Here is an 18,883-nt window from a genome sequence, read left to right as displayed (position 1 = left end):
TGTGGCGTCAGCCATGCCACTTTTTCTTTTATTTCACCCAATGAGCATCACCATGAGCCAACTTCCCGAAGTCATCCGTGACATCGAACGCGTCAGCGCCGATGTCGTTGCCAAAGCCAGTACCTTCCAGGCTGCCATCCTGGCCGACGTGGCAGGCCGCCGCGGCACCATGCACGCCCGCGTCGCCCCCGTGCACCAGGACATGAAGGTGGCAGGCCCCGCCTTCACCGTCGAGGTGCGCCCCGGCGACAACCTGATGATCCACGCCGCCATCGCGCTGGCGAAGCCCGGCGACGTGCTGGTGATCGATGGCAAGGGCGACCAGACGGCCGCCCTGATGGGCACGCTGATGCTCAGCGCCTGCAAGAAGATTGGCCTGGCCGGCGTGATCGTTGACGGTGCCATCCGCGACAAGCTGGAAATCCTGGACCTGGACTTCCCCGTGTTCAGCGCCGGCTTCAACCCCGCCGGTCCCACCAAGTACGTGCCCGGTCGCATCAACCACCCCATCTCGGCCGGCGGCACCGTGGTGAACCCCGGTGACCTGGTGGTGGGCGACGCCGACGGCGTGGTCGTGATCGAACGCGCCAAGGCGCCCGCCATGATGGCCCTGGCCGACAAGAAGGTGGCCGACGAGGCCGCACGCATCGAAGCGATCGCGCGTGGCGACACGGCATCGAAGTGGCTGCCCGCCGCACTGCGCGCCGCCGGCGTGCTGAAGGAAGGAGAATCGCTGTGAGCACCAAACCCGCCCTCATCATCACAGGTGCCGACCTGGCGCAACAGGCGCTGGACCTGCTCACCGGCTACGAGATCGTTTACGCCGGCAAGGCCCCCACCGAAGAGGACATGCTGGCCTTGTGCAAGCAGCACGACCCTGTGGCCATCATCGTGCGCTACGGCAAGGTGGGCGCGGCCGTGATGGACGCGGCCCCGTCGCTCAAGGTCATCTCCAAGCACGGTAGCGGCACCGACACCATCGACAAGGTGGCGGCGAAAGCGCGTGACATTGAGGTGGTGGCCGCTGTGGGCGCCAACGCCGCCGCCGTGGCCGAACAGGCCCTGGCACTGTTGCTCGCCTGCGCCAAGTCGGTGGTGCAGCTCGATGCCCGCATGCACGCCGGCCACTGGGACAAGGCCACGCACAAGAGCCTGGAGCTGGGTGGCCGCACCGTGGGCCTGGTGGGCCTGGGCGCCATCGGCCTGCGCTTCGCCAAGATGGCCGACGCCCTGGGCATGCGCGTGATCGGCTTCGACCCGTTCGCCAAGCACCTGCCGGACTATGTGCATAGCGTTCCGCTCGAAACCATCTGGCGCGAGGCCGATGCCATCTCGCTGCACTGCCCGCTGACCGACGAGAACCGCGGCATGCTGAACGCTGCCACGCTGGCGCAGTGCAAGCCCGGCGTGATCGTGGTGAACACGGCGCGCGGTGGCCTGATCGACGAAACCGCACTGTTGGACGCTGTGCGTTCCGGCCAGGTGATGGCTGCTGGCCTGGACAGCTTTGCGGTGGAGCCGATGACGGCCGGCCACCCCTTTCAGGGCGAGCCACGCTTCATCCTCAGCCCCCACATCGGCGGTGTGACCAGCGATGCCTACGTCAACATGGGTGTGGGCGCCGCGCGCAACGCGCTGGCGGTGTTGCACCGAACTGCCACGGTCTGAGAGGGGGCAATGGATCCGTCATGCGGATTCATTGCCCTTTCTGATGTGCATCCATTTCAATTCCAAAGGAGACCATAGGCCATGAATCGTCGCAATTTCAATGTGTTCGCCGCTGTCCTGGCAGCCTCAGGATTCGGCGCGCTTCCCGCTGCAGCATCGAACTGGCCGAGCAAGCCGATCACGCTGGTGGTGCCCTACGCACCGGGTGGCACTGCCGATGCTCTGGCTCGGGTGCTGGCCCAGCATCTGGGGACCAAGCTGCAAGTGTCTGTCGTTGTCCTGAACAAGGCGGGTGCCAGCGGTGTCATCGGTGCGGCATCGGTCGCGCAGGCTGCGGCGGATGGCTACACGGTGCTGTACGACGCAACACCGTTGTCTATCAACCCCCATCTGCAGAAGCTACCGTTCGATGCTGCGAAGGACCTGGAGCCGGTGGCGTTGGTTGGCGTGACGCCGATGCTGGCCGTGGTGCCCAAGAATTCGCCCTACAACACGCTGCAGGAACTCATCGCCGCAGCAGCCAATGCGCCAGGCAAGCTGACCTTCTGCTCCGGTGGCCAGGGCACGGTGCAGTACATGGGCTCCGAGCTGTTCAGCCAGGGCGTAGGTATCAAGATGTTGCACGTGCCGTACCGCGCTGGCGGATTGGCGTTGCAGGCGATTCTGGCGGGTGAAGTGGAAATGGGATTTTTCAACCTGCCCGCGCTGAGCAGCCACATCAAGGGTGGGGCGCTCAAGCCTCTGGCCATCACCTCGGGCAAGCGCAACCCTTTGTTTCCTACGGTTCCCACGATCAGCGAAACCGGTGTGAAGGGCTACGAGGTCTATGAGTGGAACGGCATGTTCGTGCCCAGCGCCACGCCCGCTGACATCGTGACCCGGCTCAACGCCGCCGTTCGGGAAGTGCTGGCGATGCCCGAGGTCAAGGCGCGCTTCGAAGCGCTGGGCTCTGAGATCGTGGGCTCGCAGCCGGATGAGTTCCGTAAGCGCCTTGCAGCAGAGTCTGCACGGTGGGCCGAGACCATCAAGGCCGCTGGCATCAAGAAAGAGTAGGCCTTTCTCAATCTAATCCTCGCCTGGAGCTTTACGGATAAGTAATAAATGCTATTTAATAAATAGCAAAAAGAGCCTGGTTTGCACAGGCCTAGCCTTTCAAGCCGGTGCAGTGGGTGTTTGGCCTTGCCGCCAGCGGCCCCACCGGCGTGGTGCAGAACAAGCCAGGCGCCAACGCCATCTTGGCGCGCAGCCTGGCATTTCCAATGGAGACAAAGCCCATGAATCGCATGAAATTAACCCTGTGCGCCGTCCTGGCGCTGGCTTGTGCCGCTGCCGGTGCACAGGCGCAAACGGCGTATCCGGAAAAGCCCGTCAAGATCGTCGTGCCGTACCCGCCCGGCGGCGCCGTGGACCAGGTGACACGCCGCATCGCGCAGAAGCTCACCGAGCAGACCGGTCAGAGCTTCTATGTGGAGAACAAGGCCGGCGCCACCGGCACCATCGGCGCGGCGCAGATGGCGCGTTCGCCCGGCGACGGCTACACGCTGATGGCCAACGACACCACGTACTCGATCCTGCCGCATGTCTTTAAGAAATTACCGTGGGACTATGCGCAGGACCTGGTGCCCGTGGCCGGCTTCAACTTCGCGCCCACGGCGGTGGTGGTGGCCGCCAACTCGCCGTTCAAGACACTGGGCGACATGGTGGCGTACTCGCAGGCCCAACCCGGCAAGCTCAACTACGGCACGGGTGGCGCCGGCACCATGCCGCACTTCGCCACCGTGGCGCTGGAAGGTGCCAGCGGATTGAAGGCCACCCACGTACCGTTCAAGGGCGCGGGCGAGGCCACGATGGCGTTGCTGAGCGGCACCATCGACTTCCAGATCGCCTCCACCCCCGGTGTGATGGGGCAGGTGCGCGGCGGCAAGGTGCGCCTGCTGGCCGTGAGCGGCGACCAGCGGCTGAAGGCAATGCCGGGCGTCCCCACCTTCGCCCAGGCGGGCGCACCCGCCTACAAGGTCGTCAATTTCACGGGCCTGTGGGCTGCCAAGGGCACGCCCGAGCCAGTGCTGGAAAAGCTGCGCAAGGAAATCGCAACCGCGATGGCCAGTGCCGATGTGCAGGCCTTCGCCGACGACCTGGGCGCGGTGCCCGGCGTGGTCAGCGGCCCGGCCTTCGCCGACAAGCTCAAGGCCGATGCGCAACTGTGGGAGGCCGTGGCCGCCAAGGTCGGCCTCGACAAGCAATGACCGCTGCCGTACCGCATTCCGTGGGCCTGAACCGGCCCGCGCGCGCGCTGCCGCCGCTGGCCTGCGACAGCCACATGCACATCTTCGACCCGCGCTTCGCCCCGTCGCCGCACTGGGAGCGCACACCGCCCGATGCGCCCGTGGCCGCCTACCGGCAATTGCAGCAGCGCCTGGGCACATCGCGCACGGTGGTGGTCACGCCTTCGACCTATGGCACCGACAACGCCTGCACCCTGGATGCGCTGGACCAGTTCGGCGACGATGCGCGTGGCGTGGCCGTGGTGGCACACGATGTGGCCGCGGCCGAGCTGGACCGCCTGCACGCGCGCCGGGTGCGTGGCCTGCGCGTGAATTTTGTCTCGCCGCAGTCCTGGGGCGAGACCACCACTGAAATGCTGACCACCCTGGCGCGCAAGGTGGCGCGCCTGCCGGGCTGGCACCTGCAGGTTTTCATGCACCCGCAGCAGATCGTGGCGTGGGCCCGCGTGCTGGCCGCGCTGCCCGTGCCGCTGGTCATCGACCACCTGGGCCGCATCGACCCGGCCCAAGGGCCGGCCGCCGAGGCCTGTGGCGCGCTGCGCCGGCTGCTGGATGGCGGCAACACCTGGGTCAAGCTCTCGGGGGCCTACATGCGCTCCACGGTGCACGGCCCCAGCTATGCCGACACGCTGCCACTGGGCCGCGCCCTGGTGCAGGCGGCGCCCGAGCGGCTGGTGTGGGGCAGCGACTGGCCGCACACCACCGAGGCCCCTGGCACGGTGAACGATGCCGACCTGGTGGACCTGCTGCAGGCCTGGTGTGGCGCCACGGCGGTCATGGACCGCATCCTGGTGGACAACCCCGCCCAGCTCTATGGCTTCGGCCACTGTTGACAATTTCATCGCCGGTCCCGACCCTGGGCACTGCAAGCCCAGGCCGGTCGGGCCCTGATTCCATCCCGAAGAAAGCTGCTTTCATGTTTTTGCTGCACCCTCCCGAAGTTCGTGAACTGGACACGTTCAGCACCATGCCCGATGCCTTCCGCCGTGCCCAGCGCAGCGCCTGGGCCGATGCCAACCGGGGCGGCACCATCACCGACTCCTTCCTCGAAGGCCCTGTGCTGGACGAGGCCGGCCATCTGTACGTGACCGACATCCCCTGGGGCCGCATCTTCCGCATCGATGCGCAGGGCGCCTGGAGCCTGGTGGCCGAGTACGACGGCGAACCGAATGGCATGAAGTTTCTGCGCCCCGGCACCCTGCTCATCACCGACTACAAGAACGGCCTGATGCAGCTGGATGTGGCCAGCGGTACCGTCACCCCCTTCCTGGAGCGGCGCAACAGCGAACGTTTCAAGGGCGTGAACGACCTGGTCTTCGATGCCGAAGGCAACCTGTACTTCACCGACCAGGGCCAGAGCGGCCTGCACGACCCCTGCGGGCGCCTGTACCGCCTGCGCCCGAATGGTCAGCTGGACCTGCTGCTGCACAACGTGCCCAGCCCGAATGGAGTGGCCCTGTCGCCCGATGGCTGTGTGCTGTACCTGGCGGTCACCCGCGGCAATTGCGTGTGGCGCGTGCCCCTGCTGCCCGATGGCAGCGTGGCCAAGGTCAGCCAGTTCTTCACCTCGTACGGGCCCAGTGGCCCGGACGGTCTGGCGGTGGACGCCCAGGGCCATGTCCTGGTGGCCAACCCGGGCCTGGGCTACGTCTGGGTGCTGAACCACCGGGCGGAACCGGTGCAGGTGCTGCGCGGCGTGCCGGGCAGTTCGACCACCAACCTGGCGTTTGGCGGCACCCTGCGCACGCAGCTCTTTGTCACCGACTCCACGCACGGCCGCATTCTGACCACCGTGCTGGACACCCCCGGGCTGCCGATCCACCGCGGTCCCGCGGGCTGAGTCCGTCGAACGATGGGGGCAGAAGTCCACGGCGGGCAGCGTCTGCACACAGGGTCACCAGCATCGGTGCCAGTGCCAGGCCGCCTTTCCGGGTGCTGCATGCAGCCAAATGTTGCATAAAATGCATGGAAAGGCGCTTAGTGCTTGAGCAGCATGCTATGCATTAAAAAGCGGTTCGGGGAGTGATCGGTATAAGTCGTGGGGCCGCATTCGTCTGGCGAAGTCGAAGCCCTGGTTTTCCAGGCCGGGGGGCAGTTGTGCCTAAGCATCGCCTCGGACCACACCGACCGCAAGCTGGAAGCCCACAGCGTGGCCTTGTCCAAGCAGGTCTGCGCCAAGCCCGCGGCCACCGATGCCTGGCTGTACGCCGATGTGGCGGACCACATCGATGCGCTGGTCCTGCGCTCGTGGATCGTGGAAGATGGCGAGCGCAAGCCCTACCAGGATGGCAGCATAGCCACGTTGCGCACCCCCGAAGACCTGATCCAGGGCTATCTGGGGGCGACCGGTGCCACGGCGTTTGCCGAAGGTCATGTCATGACCTGCGGTACCGTACCGGCCATCGGGGGTATCCGCCCCTCTCAGAATTTCGAGATGGAATTGCACGACCCCGTGCTGCAGCGCTCGCTGCGCCACCGTTACGAAGTTCAAGTTTTGCCCGAAGTCGCCTGATAAAACCGCCATGACCACGACCTCCCTCGAACGCACCCGCGCCGCTTTGCAGGCGATTGCCGATGCTGGCGCCGAAGGTGCGCGCATCTTCACCCAGGTGTATGCCGACACGGCCTTGCAGGCCGCCGCGGCGGCCGATGCTCGCGCGGCTGCTGGCATTTGCCTGGGGCCTCTGGATGGGCGCATCGTGTCCGTCAAGGACTTGTTTGATGTGGCGGGAGAGACCACGACTGCGGGCTCCAAGGTGCGGCATACGGCAGCGCCGGCCGAGCGCGATGCCGTGATCGTGCAGCGCCTGCGTGCTGCGGGCGCAGTCATCATCGGCAAGACCAACATGACCGAGTTCGCGTTCTCGGGCATCGGCATCAATCCGCATTACGGCACGCCGGGCAATGCCCGGGATGCAGCGCGCATTCCGGGGGGCTCTTCGTCCGGGGCCGGCGTGGCCGTGGCGCGGGGGATGTGCGAGATCGCCATCGGTTCGGACACCGGCGGTTCCATCCGCATTCCCGCAGCCTTGAACGGGGTGACCGGGTTCAAGCCCACGCAGGCCCGGGTGCCACGCGAGGGGGCGTTCCCGCTGTCGTTCTCCCTGGATACGGTGGGCCCGCTGTCGCGCAGCGTGCTGGACTGCGCCCAGACGGACGCCGTGCTGGCCCAGCAGCCCTGGGCGCCCCTGGTGCCACGCACGGTGGCGGGCCTGCGCGTGGCGGTGCCACGTGGCCTGCTGTTCACCCAGACGGAGGACCAGGTGCTGGCCGCGTTCGAGCAGACCCTGGCCGGGCTGCGCGCTGCCCAGGTGCGCACCACGGATGTGAATCTGGACGCTTGGCTGGGCGCACCGTTCCAGTTGCAGGAGCAGGGCACGTTGATCGCCGCCGAGGCCGCACACATCCACCGCGAGCTGCTGGCCGCGGGCCAGGCCGACCAGCTGGATGCCCTGGTGCTGTCGCGCATTCGCCGCGGCGAGACCATCACGGCCACCCATTACGTCGGGGTGCAGCAGGCCCGGGCGCAGTTGCAAACGCAGCTGGATGCCGCGCTGGCCGACTTCGACCTGCTGGCTCTGCCGACCGTGCCGGTGGTGGCGCCGACCATCGAGAGCCTGGACGATGCCGACACCTTCCACCGCACCAACATGCTGGTGCTGCGCAATCCCTCGGTGTTCAACTTCTACGATCTGCCCGCGGTCTCGCTGCCCCTGCCGCGCGCCGCCGGGGAACTGCCCGTCGGCCTGATGCTGGTGGGCAAGCGCCACAGCGACCGGGAGCTGCTGTCCGTGGCGGACGCGGTGCAAGCCCACCTGGCACGCTGAGCCTGGCTCCGGCCCCCACTGTATCGGCAGGCCTGCCCTGGACCACCCCGGGTCGTTTCCACGGGCGGCCTGCAGCGCCTCAGGGGCTGAACGGCCGTGTGGACAGGGCCTGCACGATGTGGTCCACAAAGCAGGTGATGCGTGGGGCCAGTGCCGTGTTGCGGTAGTAGACGGCATGGATGGCCTGGCGCACATCCAGCGTCGCGGCGGCAAACAGCGGCACCAGCGCCCCGCTGCGGCGGTCTGCGGCCGTCATGAAGTCCGACAGGCAGACGATCCCCAAGCCCTCCAGCGCCATCTGGCGCAGCGTCTCGCCGCTGGACGAAGCAATGCTGGGCTGGATGTGCACGCTGGCGCCACTGGCATCGCGCAGGGGCCAGTCGTTCAGGGTTTCGGGTTGGGTGAACCCCAGCAGCGCATGCTGGGCGAGCTGGCCGGGGTCCCGGGGCGTGCCGTGGCGCCGCAGGTAGTCGGGGCTGGCCAGCACCCGCACACGGCTGCTGCCCACCGGGCGGGCGTGCAGCGTGGAGTCTTTCAGCGCCCCGATGCGGAAGGCCACATCGGTGCGTTTTTCCAGCAGGTCGATGAAGCCCTCGTTCGAGGTCAGCTCCAGCTCCACCTCCGGGTAGCGCTCGCGAAAGCCCGCGATCAGCGGCACCAGCACATGCAGCATGAACGGGGTGGCGGCATCGACCCGCAGCCGGCCGGCCGGGCACGTGCGGCGTGCCGCCATCAGCTCTTCCGCCTCGTCCACGGACGCCAGGATGGCGCGGGCACGCAGCAGGAAGGCGGCACCTTCCTCGGTCAATTCCAGGCGCCGCGTGGTGCGGCGCAGCAACGTGGTCTGCAGCTTGTCTTCCAGCCGGGCCAGGGAGCGGCTGGTGGCCGACACCGTCAGCCCCAGCAGCTCTGCCGCGGCCGTGATGGAGCCCGCATCGACCACGGCCACCAAGGCCTGCAGCTCGTCGAGGGTGGTTTTCATTGTTGAATTGAATTCAAAAGAATTTGGCTGATAAGGGGCTTAATCTGCAAATATTAAGCGGGCACACTGCTGGCCATGAAATCTTCTCTTGCTTTGTTTGCGTTGGCCGTGGGTGCATTTGCCATCGGCACGACCGAGTTCAGTCCCATGGGTCTGCTGCCGGTGATTGCCGAGGGCGTGCAGGTCAGCATTCCCACGGCCGGCATGCTGGTGTCGGCCTATGCCATCGGCGTGATGCTGGGCGCGCCGGTGATGACCCTGCTGTTCAGCCGCTGGGGCCGCCGCAAGGCGCTGGTGGCGCTGATGCTGATCTTCACGGTCGGCAACCTGCTGTCCGCCCTGGCGCCGGGCTACACCAGCCTGCTGCTGTCGCGGCTGATCACCAGCCTCAACCACGGGGCGTTCTTTGGCATCGGGGCCGTGGTGGCCGCCAGCGTCGTGCCCAAGGACAAGCAGGCCAGCGCGATCGCGGCCATGTTCATGGGCCTGACCGTGGCCAACATCGGTGGCGTGCCGGTGGCGACCTGGGTCGGGCAGCAACTGGGCTGGCGCCTGGCGTTCGGCGGCACCGCCGTGCTGGGCCTGATCACGATGGTTGCCCTCTGGCTGGCACTGCCCGCAGGCGAGGCCGGCCCGCGCCCCAACGTGCGCCGTGAGCTGGCGGTGCTGGTGCAGCCGTCCGTGTTGCTGGCCATGGGGACCACGGTCCTCGGGTCGGGGGCGATGTTCGCGCTCTACACCTACGTGGCACCGGTGCTGACCGAGCTGACGCAGGCCAGCCCCGGCTTTGTGGCCCTGGCACTGGTGCTGATCGGGGTCGGTTTCACCCTGGGCAACAGCCTGGGAGGACGGCTGGCCGACTGGTCGCTCGACGGCGCCACCCTGCTCATCCTGGCGACGCTGGCCCTGACCATGGCCGTGCTGCCGCTGCTGCTGATGACCCAGCTGGGGGCCGCCATCGGTCTGGTGGTGTGGGGGGCAGCGGCCTTTGGCATCGTGCCGCCGGTGCAGATGCGGGTGATGCAGGCGGCAGCCCAGGCGCCCAGTCTGGCCTCGTCCGTGAATGTGGGCGCCTTCAACCTGGGCAACGCCCTGGGGGCGGCGCTGGGTGGGCTGGTGATCAGCCTGGGCTGGGGCTATGCCGCCGTGCCCTTGGTGGGCGCGGCCCTGGCCGCCAGCGGCCTGGGGCTGGCCTGGCTGGGCCGGCGTGACCGCAGTCCGGCGGCTGTCTGCACTTCTTCCTTGTGATTTTTCTGGAGTCTTGATATGACCAACATCCCTTGCTTTGGCGTCGGCACCTTTCGCCTGAACGGCCAGACCGTGATCGACTCGGTGCGCAATGCGCTGGACGTGGGCTACCGCGCCATCGATACCGCGCAGATCTATGGCAACGAGGCCGAAGTCGGCCAGGCCATCGCCGAGAGCGGCGTTCCGCGTTCCGAGCTGTTCGTGACCACCAAGATCTGGACCGAGCACTACAGCCGGGCCCGGCTGGTGCCCAGCCTGCGCGAGAGCCTGGCGAAGCTGCGCACCGACCAGGTGGACCTGACGCTGATCCACTGGCCTGCGCCCGGCAACGGCGTGGCACTGGCTGAAACGATGGCGGCCCTGGCCGAGGCCAAGGCCCTGGGCCTGACCCGCCAGATCGGCATCTCCAACTTCAACATCGCGTTCACGCAGCAAGCCATCGACATCGTGGGCCCCGGCGAGATCGCCACCAACCAGATCGAGCTGAGCCCCTACCTGCAAAACCACCGGCTGACGGCCTTCCTGCAGGCGCAGGGGATTGCCGTCACCTCGTACATGACGCTGGCCTACGGCAAGGTGCTGCAGGACCCGGTGCTGGCCCGGATTGCGGCCAAGCACCAAGCCACCGTGGCCCAGGTGGCCCTGGCCTGGGCGCTGCAGCTGGGCTATGCGGTGATTCCCTCCTCGACCCGGCGCGAGCACCTGGCCAGCAATCTGCGCGCGCAGGATCTGACCCTGGATGCCGAGGACATGGCCGCGATCGCCACGCTGGAGCGCCATGGCCGCGAGGTCAACCCCGAAGGGCTGGCGCCCGCCTGGGACTGAGGCGCGGGGCGCTCCCCCGCCACCGTGCCGTGTCAGTCGCGCGCCTGGGCCACGGCGTGGACCAGGCGCTGCACGGCCTGCTCGATCTGCGGCACATCCGGCGCGGCGAACGACAAGCGCATGGTGTGGCGGTCCGGGGCGTGCGGGAAGAACGCCTGCCCCGGCACGTACAGCACCTGGGCGGCCACGGCCGCGTCAAACAGGCGCTGCGGGTCGATGCCGTGGTCGATCTGGGCCCAGACAAACATCCCGCCCGCCGGTGGGCTGCAGCGGATGTGGCCGGGCAGGTGCTGCTGCAAGCCCTGCACCAGGGTCTGCATGCGCTGCTGGTAGGTGGCGCGCGCGCGCTCCACCGTGGCCGGGTAGCGGCCGCTGTGCAGGTAGCAGGCGGCCATGGCCTGGGTCAGCGGCGCGGTGCACAGGTCCACGGTCTGCTTGGCGATGGTGCAGCGGCGCAGCACGGCGGCATCGCCCAGCATCCAGCCCACGCGCAGCGCCGGCGCCACGGTCTTGGACAGGCTGGACAGGTAGAGCACCGGGTTGCGCCCTGCACCCACCGCCTGCTGGGCGGTGGCGTAGACGGTGGCGGGTGGGGGCGTTGCGTCCCCGCCGGCGGCATCGAAGCGCAGTTCACCGTACGGATCGTCTTCCACCACCCAAAAACCATAGCGCTGTGCCAGCTCCACCAGGGCGCTGCGGCGCGCTGCGCTCAGCAAGGTACCGCGGGGGTTGGAGAAATTGGGCACCGTGTACAGCAGCTTGGGCCGCTGTGCGGCGGGCAGCTCGGCCAGCAACTGCGCCAGGGCCTCGGTCTGCAGCCCCTCGGCGTCCATGGGCACCGGCACGATGTGCGCCTGCGCCAGGCGCAGGGCCTGCAAGGTGGCGGGGTAGGCGGGCACTTCCACCAGCACGGTGTCGCCGGGGGCCACCAGCACGCGCACCAGCAGGTCGAACGCCTGCTGCGAGCCGGTGGTCACCAGGATGTCGCTGGCGGCGGCCGCCATGCCGCGCGCCTGGCATTGGCCGGCCAGGGCTTCGCGCAGCACGGGCAGGCCTTCAGTGGCGCCATATTGCAGCAGCGCCGGGCCCTGGCCCAGGGCCTGGGTGGCCGCGGCCGCCAGTCCCTCGGCATCGAACAGGCTGGGCGAGGGATAGCCCCCCGCCAGGGAAATCATGCCGGGGCGGCTGAGGTAGGGGAACAGCTCCCGGATGGGCGAGCCCGCGGGCTCGGCAAACAGCGGGGCGAAGGCGGCCATGCCGTCCGCCGTGGAAGGGGTGTGCATACAGGGCAATCCAGTCAGGTGGCGGCCGGATCGCTCCGGCCGCCGGGGCCAGGCGGGGCGTTCAGGCGGCCACGGCGCCCAGGGCGGCGCGCACGGCGTCGATGGAGCGCTGCTGCGCCTGCGCGTACAGCGCGATCTCGTCGAGCACCGGGGCACCGAGGTCGGCCTCGAAGGCCTGTTGCGCGGCGTGGGCCTGGTAGTGCTTTTGCTCATCCCCGCCCAGGTTGGACTGGAAGATGCCGGCTGCGCTCACGGGCAGGAAGTCTTCGTAGGTGATGGGGTCGGCCTGGGCCAGGCCTTGGGCCAGCAGTTGTTCCAGGTCGGCGTCGGCCGCCAGATCGCCTGCCTGCGCCTGGCCCTGGGCCGTCAGGCTGTAGCGGTAGAAGGCCAGGCCCTGGCGGCGCAGCTCGGCGTGGCTGTCGGGGAATTGGGCGAAGGCCTGTGCCAGGCGCGTGGGGTAGTCGGCCGCGGCGCTGCCGGCATTGCCCATGCTGCGCACCTCGCCCAGCAGGCGGTCGTACAGGGCGCGGCCCTGGTGCGTCAGGGCGACGCCGCGCTGCTCGATCTCGCCGAAGCGCGCGGTGTGCGCACCGGCACGGTCCGCCCCGGCATCGGTGAAGCGCACGGCCTCCTTGAGGGCCTTGAAGCTGGTCTGACGCAGCAGGATGGGGCAGGCGCGGCGCGGCGGGCCTTCGACCACGTCCTTGGCATCCATGCCGCGTGCGGGCATGGCGGCTTGGGCGGCGTCGATGTCCAGGGTGCGCGGCGTCAGGTGGTTGATGTGCGGGCCCTTGAAGCACACCACATCGGCCACCAGGCGGTGGGACTTTTGCAGCGCGTCGTAGGTGGCGGCATCCACGGTGGCCTCGCTGTGCCAGCGGAAGGTTTCCAGCGCTTCCCGCACGAAGCGGTCGGCGTCGGCACTGTCCAGGCCGCCGGCGGCTTCGGCCTGGACGATCAGCTCCAACACACCGGGGGTGAAGATGTTGCGCCGCGCCAGGATGGCGGCCGCCTGCGCGCGCAGGGCCGGGTCGGCGATCAGCTCCAGGCGCAGCAGCGAGGTGAAGACGCGGAACGGGTTGGCCAGCAGGGCCGCATCCGTGACCGGGCGGAAGGCGGTGGAGTGCACGGGCACGCCGGCCACCGACAGGTCGTAATAGCCCACGGGCTGCATGCCCATGACGGCAAACAGGCGGCGCAGCGTGGCCAGCTCCTGGGCCGTGCCCACGCGGATGGCGCCGTGGCGCTCCACGTCCAGGCGTGGCAGCTCGCCGCTGTGCGCCATCTGCGCCTGCAGGGCAGGGTCGGCCTGCAGCACCTGGGCGTTGATGTCGGCCACCAGCTCCACCAGCGTGCCGTACTGGGGCACTTCGGTGCGGTACATCTCGGACATGGCGCGCGAGAAGCGGGTGCGAATCTCGTCGCTGGAGACCAGGTGGGCAGGGGTGTGGTGCGTGGTGCTCATGAGGGGGGGCAGTCGGGTTCCGGGGGAAAGGGGCGGGGCGGCCATGTGGCGGCACCGGCAGCGCCCCTGCGTATGGGGGAATGTAGGGGGGCGGATTGACCTGGGTCAAACGATAATCTGACCCCCAGGTCATACCCATACAGAATGACCTGCGGCGCGCAGCCCGCTGGCGGGCGCGTGCCGCCCTTGTTCCCCCGGAGTGTTCTTCCATGCAGCTGTCCCGCCGTTTCCTGCCCCCCATGTCCCTGCTGTGCGCCTTCGAGGCGGCGGCGCGGCACCAGAGCTTCACGGCAGCGGCAGCCGAGCTGCACCTGACGCAAAGCGCCGTCAGCCGGCAGATCCGCGCGCTGGAAGAGCGCCTGCAGGCCGAGCTGTTCGTGCGCGAGCGCCAGACCGTGCGCCTGAGCCCCGCCGGCCATGCCTATGCGCAGGAGATCCGCGGCGCGCTGGCGCGCATCGCCAGTGCCACGCTGGGCTTCAAGGCCAATCCCCAGGGCGGCAGCCTGAACCTGGCCATCCTGCCCACCTTCGGCACGCGCTGGCTGGCGCCGCGGCTGCCGCAGTTCCTCAGCGCGCACCCTGGCATCACCATCAACCTGACCACGCGGCTGTCGCAGTTCGACTTCCAGCTCGAGGCTGTGGACGCCGCCATCCATTTCGGCCTGCCGCACTGGCCGGGGGCCGAGATGGCGCTGCTGATGACCGAGACCGTGGTGCCGGCCTGCAGCCCGCAGGTGCAGGCGCAGTACGGCTTCAGCCAGCCGCAGGATCTGCTGCAGGCGCCGCTGCTGCACCTGGCCTCGCGCCCGGATGCGTGGCGGCGCTGGCTGCACGGCCATGCCGTGACCAGTGGCGATCCGCAGGGCATGCTGTTCGACCAGTTCGCCACCGCCGCGCAGGCGGCGATTGCCGGCGTCGGCGTGGCGCTGCTGCCGCGCTTTCTGATCGAGCGCGAGCTGGCCCAGGGCGACCTGGTGCGCGCCCTGCCGCAGCTGCCGGAGATGGAAAGCGCCGAGCGCTACTACCTGGTCTGGCCCACCAGCCGCGGCGACTACCCGCCGCTGCAGGCGCTGCGCACCTGGCTGCAGGCGGCCGCGGGCGATTTCATGCTGGCCTCGGCCGAAGGCTGGTCGGTGCCGGCGAAGCCATAAAAAAAAGGAGCTGCTGGCGCAGCTCCTGATTCGGTTTCAAGTCGCAATGGGTGTGAAACCCATGTTTGGCGTGCGCCAGCCGCTTTGGTTTACATAGCTACCGAGCGGCCGAGTGCGCAGCCCGTTCAGCTGGCGTAGGCTTCCAGCGGCTTGTCGTTGGGCTCCTGCATCAGGCGCTTGAGCGTGTCGCCCATGGGCAGGTTCAGCGGCGCACCCTTGGGCGGGATGGGCTGCATGAACCACTTGTCGTAGATCTTGGCCACTTCGCCAGACTGCATCATCTGGCGCAGCGCCCCGTCCACGGCCTGCTTGAAGCTCGGGTCGTCCTTGCGGAACAGCAGGGCGATGGGTTCCGAGCCCAGCACCTCGCCGACGATCTTGTAGCCCTGGGGCGCCTTGGAGTTGGCGATCACGCCGGCCAGCAGGTTGTCGTCCAGCACAAAGGCTTCGGCGCGGCCCGACTCCAGCATCAGAAAGCTTTCAAAGTGGTCCTTGCCCAGCACGGTGGGCAGTTCCACGTTGTGCTCGCGGCCGTACTTGCGCAGCAGCTGCACGGCGGTGGTGCCGGCCGAGGCGGCCACGGTCTTGCCGTTGAGCTGCTTGAACGAGGTCACGGGCGAATCCGCGCGCACGGCCATGCGCACCTCGCTGACGTAGGTGGTCAGGGCGAAGGCCACCTGCTTTTGGCGGCCCAGGTTGTTGGTCGTCGGGCCGCAGCCCAGGTCCACCGTGCCGTTCTGCACCAGGGGCAGGGTGTTTTGCGCCGTCATCGACAGGTATTCGATGGTGGCCTTGGGGGCGATCTGCGCCAGCACCTTCTCGCACAGCTCCACGTGGTAGCCCACGAACTTGCTGTTGGAGCCCAGCGCATAGGCCATCGGGGCCGAGCTTTCGCGCACCCCGATCACGACCTTGCCGGCCTTCTCGATCTTGGACAGCGTGCTGCCCTCCACGGATTGGGCATGGGCGCCCAGGGCGGCGGTCAACAGCGAACAGGCCAGGGTGAGGCGACGTACCAGAAAGCGCATTCTTCTTTTCCTTCCAAAACAGCAGGCGGGGCAAGGGTCGTGCTGATCGCGGCAGATCGTGGTGGCTGCGCTGCGTCAAGCACTTGCATCAACTATCCCGTAAATGCTGGCCCTGTCATAACGATGAAACGGAAGGAGGTCATGTGGGCCCTGCATGACCCCGCCCTGCCATGGTGCGCTGGCGGCCAGCGCCGTGCCCGGGCTGCGCCTGCAGCGCTGAGGCTGTCAGGGGGCCTGGTCTGCCACCCGGCGCAGCCCGGTGGCCGGGGTTGGTGGTTGGCGATGGTGGGGCGTGGGGCCTGCAGGCGCTGCCGCCACCGCAGCAGCTTGGGCCCGCGCAGCAGGCTGGTGCAGGTGGACCTGTGGGGCGCTCGCTGCTAGGTGCCATCGAGTTGCGGCGCCACCCTGCCGCCGGTGCCGGTGTATGCGGCCGCGCTGCCGCCGTGCAGCGCTGAAAAAAATAGCGGCCTGCGCACGCTGTATCTGCGTGGCAGGCCGTTGCGGCATGCAATCGCCCGGCTCAGGACGGCATGCGCGGCACGTCCACGAAGTCGTCCAGACGCAGGCCTTTTTCCTGCAGCAGGGCTTCCAGCACCGGCTTGAGGCGGCCCAGGCTGGCCTCGACGGTCTCGCGCACCGTGTCCACCACCACCTGGGTGCTGCGTTCGATCTCGATGTTGACCAGGTCGCCCACGCGCTTGTGGCCGAAGACCGTCATGCGCAGGGTCTCGGGGATCAGCCAGACCTCGAACCAGCCGGCCTGGCGGTCCACCTCGGCCACCGTCAGGCTGGCGCCATTGATGGCGATGTAGCCCTTGGCGAACACGTAGGGGCGGAAGGCCTCGGGGATGCCGAAGCGGATCTTGTGGTTGGTTTCGGTGCTCAGCACCTCCAGCACCGACGCGGTGAAATCGACGTGGCCGGACAGCGGGTGGCCGCCGATCTCGGCGCCATCCTTGGCGGCGCGCTCCACGTTCAGCACGTCGCCCACCTGGTACTGGCCCAGCGTGGTGATGGCCAGGCTCTGCTGCATCACGTCGAAGGTGGCGCGGGTGGGCGACAGCAACTCGGTCACCGTCAGGCACACGCCGTCGTGCGAGACGCTGGCGCCAATCGCCAGGTCCTGGCAGAAGCCTGCGGGAAATTCCATGGTGAAGGTGCGCAGACCGTCCTGGTCGTGCAGCGCGGCAATGCTTGCCACGGCTTGGATGATGCCGGTGAACACGGGGTGGGCCCTCGAAGAAACAGTGACTGCGCAGTGTACGGCGCGCCGCCGCGGCACGGCGGCGGTGCGGGCAATCAGCCGCCGAAGCGCTGGTACAGTGCCGCCGCCCAGACGCCGCCGCACAGCAGCAGGCTCAGCAGCACGGCGGCGCTGCCCACGTCCTTGGCCATCTTGGACAGGGCGTGCCATTCCGGGCCGATGCGGTCGATGGCCGCCTCGATGCCTGTGTTCAGCAGCTCGGTGATCAGCACCAGCACCACGACCACGGCCAGCAGCGCGGTTTCCACCCAGGTCTGCCCCAGCCAGAAGCTGGCGGGCAGCAGGCACAGCGCCAGCAGCACTTCCTGGCGAAAGGCGGCCGACTCCCTGAAGCCCGTGACCAGGCCGGCCACGGAATAGCCATAGGCGTGCCAGATGCGCGACAGCCCGCGGCGGTGCTTTTGGGCGTCTACGGCTTCGATCTCAGGGGGCATGGTTGGGCGCTCGCGCAGGTCAGGAAAGCCGCAAGCATAGCGCGCGGCGGCGGGTCGGTCGGCCATGCGGCCCGGGCGCGGGGCCGTGGGCTCAGGCCCAGGCCGGCGCCTGCTCTTCCCACCAGCCGCTGATCAGGGCCTGCGGCTTGCGCAGGGCGCGCACCCAGGCGCAGTCCGGCCAGGCGTCCATCTGCACGTTCATGCCGGCAAACACGTCATAGCCCGGGCCAGCGGCGATCTCGCCCTCGGCCTGCAGGGTTTCGCCCGCGCGGATGCTGCAGGCCGCACGGATGTCGCCGCGCGCCTTGATGCCCCAGCCGGCCTGGATGTGGTTGCCGCAGACGATGTCGCCCTGGGCCGCCAGGCCGTCGCCCACCTCCAGCAGCCCCTGCACTGCCACCGCACCCCCGGCGCGCAGGCCCTTGCCGCAGTGCAGGCCGGCCTGCACCTCCACGTCCTGGCCGATGAAGGCGCTGCCGCGCAGCGCCACCGGGCCGCCGCAACGCAGCTCCCAGCCGGTGCGCAGCTCCTCGGCGCGCAGCTGGCCCTGCACGTCCACGCTCCAGGCCGCCTTGATGCTGCCACCGGCCTGCAGCAGCGTGTCGGCAAAGAGGGCGCCGCCGCTGTGCAGGTCCTCGCCCACCTCCACCTGGCCGGCGCGCAGACCCCCGCCCACCTGCAGGCTGCGGCCCACCAGCAGCTGGCCGGGCACGCGCACGTCGCCGTGCACGATCAGCGTGCCGGCGAACACGCAGTGGTCGGCCTCCAGGTGGTCCAGCTCCAGCACCGTGTTGGTAGGGCCGAAGTTCTGCAGCAGCCAGCGCGCATCCTCGACGCGGCCGGCGCGCACCTGGGTGTCCATAGCGCTCTGGTAGTCCTTCCCGCCCAGCTCGTGGCGCACAAACCAGCGGTAGCCGGTGGCGCAGGGGTTTTTGCCGCGCAAGAAGGTTTGGGTCAGTTCCATGTCCATGGTGCAAGCTCGTCGGTTCCGGGGGAGGGGGAGAACGGGCGCGTGGCGGGGCCGGAACGTCGCAGCAGACGTGGTGGGGCCGTGGTGGCGCAGGCGCCCTTGCGGTGTGCAAGAGGTGGCGGCCGTGCGGAGGGAAGAGGGTGTGGGTCTTACACCTTCCGCACGGCGGCGGAAAGCATGGCCGTGACGCCGCTGAGGCTCACGAAGGCGGTCGGCACGCCATGGCGGCGTGTGCGCTGGTGCCGCAGCACGCGGGCACAGGCCTGCGGCACCTGGGCGAAAGCCGCAAGGCGCAAGCCGGCGAGGGTCGGTGCGAGCGTGGAGACCATGGGAAGGATGGATGTGAAGGCACCATTATGGTGCGATGCGGATGCCGGCACGCAGCAGTGCGACATTCGCCCGGAAGCCTTGGCGCCGGTCAAGGCATAGGGCTTTGGGTAACATCGGCCCTCC

The 18,883-nt window shown here is 68.5% G+C and carries 18 protein-coding genes and 1 pseudogene; 11 read left to right on the top strand and 8 right to left on the bottom strand.

Annotation, left to right across the window (positions count from 1 at the left end; genetic code table 11):
• Positions 1 to 52: 52 nt before the first annotated feature.
• The 8 genes and pseudogenes from CA2_RS07800 to CA2_RS07765 all read left to right on the top strand — a co-directional run bounded on the left by CA2_RS07800 (position 53) and on the right by CA2_RS07765 (position 7,780).
• Positions 53 to 739, top strand: coding sequence for an RraA family protein (locus CA2_RS07800; RefSeq protein ID WP_042414969.1), 687 nt, complete (start codon positions 53 to 55; stop codon positions 737 to 739).
• Positions 736 to 1,668, top strand: coding sequence for an NAD(P)-dependent oxidoreductase (locus CA2_RS07795; RefSeq protein WP_042414877.1), 933 nt, complete (start codon positions 736 to 738; stop codon positions 1,666 to 1,668). Before CA2_RS07800 ends, CA2_RS07795 begins: the two co-directional genes overlap by 4 nt.
• An 81-nt stretch (positions 1,669 to 1,749) precedes the next feature.
• Positions 1,750 to 2,721 (top strand): Bug family tripartite tricarboxylate transporter substrate binding protein, encoded by a 972-nt coding sequence (locus CA2_RS07790; RefSeq protein ID WP_042414874.1) that lies wholly within the window; start codon positions 1,750 to 1,752, stop codon positions 2,719 to 2,721.
• A gap of 221 nt (positions 2,722 to 2,942) precedes the next feature.
• Positions 2,943 to 3,914: a Bug family tripartite tricarboxylate transporter substrate binding protein gene (locus CA2_RS07785; protein ID WP_042414966.1), complete on the top strand. Its 972-nt coding sequence runs from the start codon at positions 2,943 to 2,945 to the stop codon at positions 3,912 to 3,914.
• Positions 3,911 to 4,786 (top strand): amidohydrolase family protein, encoded by an 876-nt coding sequence (locus CA2_RS07780; RefSeq protein WP_042414871.1) that lies wholly within the window; start codon positions 3,911 to 3,913, stop codon positions 4,784 to 4,786. The genes CA2_RS07785 and CA2_RS07780 overlap by 4 nt, the downstream gene beginning before the upstream one ends.
• 83 nt (positions 4,787 to 4,869) lie before the next feature.
• Entirely contained in the window at positions 4,870 to 5,793 is a 924-nt protein-coding gene (locus tag CA2_RS07775) for an SMP-30/gluconolactonase/LRE family protein (protein WP_042414868.1), read from the top strand.
• 195 nt (positions 5,794 to 5,988) lie between these two features.
• Positions 5,989 to 6,465 (top strand): annotated as a pseudogene (locus CA2_RS07770) (DUF2848 family protein); the annotation flags it as partial.
• A gap of 10 nt (positions 6,466 to 6,475) precedes the next feature.
• On the top strand, positions 6,476 to 7,780 hold the full coding sequence (locus CA2_RS07765; protein ID WP_042414865.1) for an amidase: 1,305 nt from the start codon (positions 6,476 to 6,478) through the stop codon (positions 7,778 to 7,780).
• Between the two features lie 79 nt (positions 7,781 to 7,859).
• On the opposite strand, the gene CA2_RS07760 is transcribed toward CA2_RS07765, so the two are convergent.
• Complete coding sequence (locus CA2_RS07760) at positions 7,860 to 8,762, bottom strand: LysR family transcriptional regulator (RefSeq protein ID WP_042414863.1); 903 nt, start codon at positions 8,760 to 8,762, stop codon at positions 7,860 to 7,862.
• Positions 8,763 to 8,837: 75 nt separating this feature from the next.
• On the opposite strand from CA2_RS07760, the gene CA2_RS07755 reads away from it, so the two are divergent.
• Both CA2_RS07755 and dkgB read left to right on the top strand, forming a co-directional pair.
• A complete protein-coding gene (locus CA2_RS07755; RefSeq protein WP_042414860.1) occupies positions 8,838 to 10,010 on the top strand; it encodes an MFS transporter in 1,173 nt (390 codons plus the stop codon).
• A gap of 18 nt (positions 10,011 to 10,028) precedes the next feature.
• Positions 10,029 to 10,835, top strand: coding sequence for a 2,5-didehydrogluconate reductase DkgB (dkgB, locus tag CA2_RS07750; protein ID WP_042414857.1), 807 nt, complete (start codon positions 10,029 to 10,031; stop codon positions 10,833 to 10,835).
• A 32-nt stretch (positions 10,836 to 10,867) separates the two neighbouring features.
• Here dkgB and CA2_RS07745 read toward each other — a convergent pair whose 3' ends face one another.
• Complete coding sequence (locus CA2_RS07745; RefSeq protein WP_245620908.1) at positions 10,868 to 12,118, bottom strand: aminotransferase-like domain-containing protein; 1,251 nt, start codon at positions 12,116 to 12,118, stop codon at positions 10,868 to 10,870.
• A 61-nt stretch (positions 12,119 to 12,179) separates the two neighbouring features.
• Positions 12,180 to 13,583, bottom strand: coding sequence for a 2-oxoadipate dioxygenase/decarboxylase HglS (hglS, locus tag CA2_RS07740; RefSeq protein ID WP_042414854.1), 1,404 nt, complete (start codon positions 13,581 to 13,583; stop codon positions 12,180 to 12,182).
• A gap of 209 nt (positions 13,584 to 13,792) precedes the next feature.
• On the opposite strand from hglS, the gene CA2_RS07735 reads away from it, so the two are divergent.
• The gene (locus CA2_RS07735; protein ID WP_042414851.1) at positions 13,793 to 14,734 is read left to right on the top strand and encodes a LysR family transcriptional regulator; all 942 of its coding nucleotides are present in this window, start codon (positions 13,793 to 13,795) and stop codon (positions 14,732 to 14,734) included.
• 125 nt (positions 14,735 to 14,859) lie between these two features.
• Here CA2_RS07735 and CA2_RS07730 read toward each other — a convergent pair whose 3' ends face one another.
• From CA2_RS07730 to CA2_RS07710, 5 genes are all read right to left on the bottom strand, one after another.
• Complete coding sequence (locus tag CA2_RS07730; RefSeq protein WP_042414850.1) at positions 14,860 to 15,762, bottom strand: transporter substrate-binding domain-containing protein; 903 nt, start codon at positions 15,760 to 15,762, stop codon at positions 14,860 to 14,862.
• A gap of 520 nt (positions 15,763 to 16,282) precedes the next feature.
• Positions 16,283 to 16,987 carry a riboflavin synthase gene (locus CA2_RS07725; protein ID WP_042414847.1) on the bottom strand — a complete coding sequence of 235 codons (705 nt, stop codon included), beginning with the start codon at positions 16,985 to 16,987 and terminating at the stop codon, positions 16,283 to 16,285.
• A gap of 74 nt (positions 16,988 to 17,061) precedes the next feature.
• Complete coding sequence (locus tag CA2_RS07720; RefSeq protein ID WP_042414956.1) at positions 17,062 to 17,460, bottom strand: diacylglycerol kinase; 399 nt, start codon at positions 17,458 to 17,460, stop codon at positions 17,062 to 17,064.
• 91 nt (positions 17,461 to 17,551) lie between these two features.
• On the bottom strand, positions 17,552 to 18,430 hold the full coding sequence (locus CA2_RS07715; RefSeq protein ID WP_042414844.1) for a hypothetical protein: 879 nt from the start codon (positions 18,428 to 18,430) through the stop codon (positions 17,552 to 17,554).
• A gap of 149 nt (positions 18,431 to 18,579) precedes the next feature.
• Positions 18,580 to 18,759 (bottom strand): hypothetical protein, encoded by a 180-nt coding sequence (locus CA2_RS07710; protein WP_042414840.1) that lies wholly within the window; start codon positions 18,757 to 18,759, stop codon positions 18,580 to 18,582.
• Positions 18,760 to 18,883: the final 124 nt, after the last annotated feature.

Origin of the sequence: Comamonas aquatica NBRC 14918 (assembly GCF_000739875.1) — a bacterium.
Taxonomy (GTDB): Bacteria; Pseudomonadota; Gammaproteobacteria; order Burkholderiales; family Burkholderiaceae_C; genus Comamonas; species Comamonas aquatica.
This window is presented reverse-complemented; position numbering and strand designations above follow the sequence as displayed.

Excerpts from the sequence above, each read along its gene's own strand:
- CA2_RS07735 (WP_042414851.1), top strand. The coding sequence starts at position 13,793 with ATGCAGCTGTCCCGCCGTTTCCTGCCCCCCATGTCCCTGCTGTGCGCC.
- CA2_RS07755 (WP_042414860.1), top strand. The coding sequence starts at position 8,838 with ATGAAATCTTCTCTTGCTTTGTTTGCGTTGGCCGTGGGTGCATTTGCC.
- CA2_RS07730 (WP_042414850.1), bottom strand. The coding sequence starts at position 15,762 with ATGCGCTTTCTGGTACGTCGCCTCACCCTGGCCTGTTCGCTGTTGACC.
- CA2_RS07780 (WP_042414871.1), top strand. The coding sequence starts at position 3,911 with ATGACCGCTGCCGTACCGCATTCCGTGGGCCTGAACCGGCCCGCGCGC.
- CA2_RS07710 (WP_042414840.1), bottom strand. The coding sequence starts at position 18,759 with ATGGTCTCCACGCTCGCACCGACCCTCGCCGGCTTGCGCCTTGCGGCT.
- CA2_RS07715 (WP_042414844.1), bottom strand. The coding sequence starts at position 18,430 with ATGGACATGGAACTGACCCAAACCTTCTTGCGCGGCAAAAACCCCTGC.
- CA2_RS07720 (WP_042414956.1), bottom strand. The coding sequence starts at position 17,460 with ATGCCCCCTGAGATCGAAGCCGTAGACGCCCAAAAGCACCGCCGCGGG.
- CA2_RS07785 (WP_042414966.1), top strand. The coding sequence starts at position 2,943 with ATGAATCGCATGAAATTAACCCTGTGCGCCGTCCTGGCGCTGGCTTGT.
- CA2_RS07745 (WP_245620908.1), bottom strand. The coding sequence starts at position 12,118 with ATGCACACCCCTTCCACGGCGGACGGCATGGCCGCCTTCGCCCCGCTG.
- CA2_RS07765 (WP_042414865.1), top strand. The coding sequence starts at position 6,476 with ATGACCACGACCTCCCTCGAACGCACCCGCGCCGCTTTGCAGGCGATT.
- CA2_RS07800 (WP_042414969.1), top strand. The coding sequence starts at position 53 with ATGAGCCAACTTCCCGAAGTCATCCGTGACATCGAACGCGTCAGCGCC.
- dkgB (WP_042414857.1), top strand. The coding sequence starts at position 10,029 with ATGACCAACATCCCTTGCTTTGGCGTCGGCACCTTTCGCCTGAACGGC.
- hglS (WP_042414854.1), bottom strand. The coding sequence starts at position 13,583 with ATGAGCACCACGCACCACACCCCTGCCCACCTGGTCTCCAGCGACGAG.
- CA2_RS07760 (WP_042414863.1), bottom strand. The coding sequence starts at position 8,762 with ATGAAAACCACCCTCGACGAGCTGCAGGCCTTGGTGGCCGTGGTCGAT.
- CA2_RS07790 (WP_042414874.1), top strand. The coding sequence starts at position 1,750 with ATGAATCGTCGCAATTTCAATGTGTTCGCCGCTGTCCTGGCAGCCTCA.
- CA2_RS07775 (WP_042414868.1), top strand. The coding sequence starts at position 4,870 with ATGTTTTTGCTGCACCCTCCCGAAGTTCGTGAACTGGACACGTTCAGC.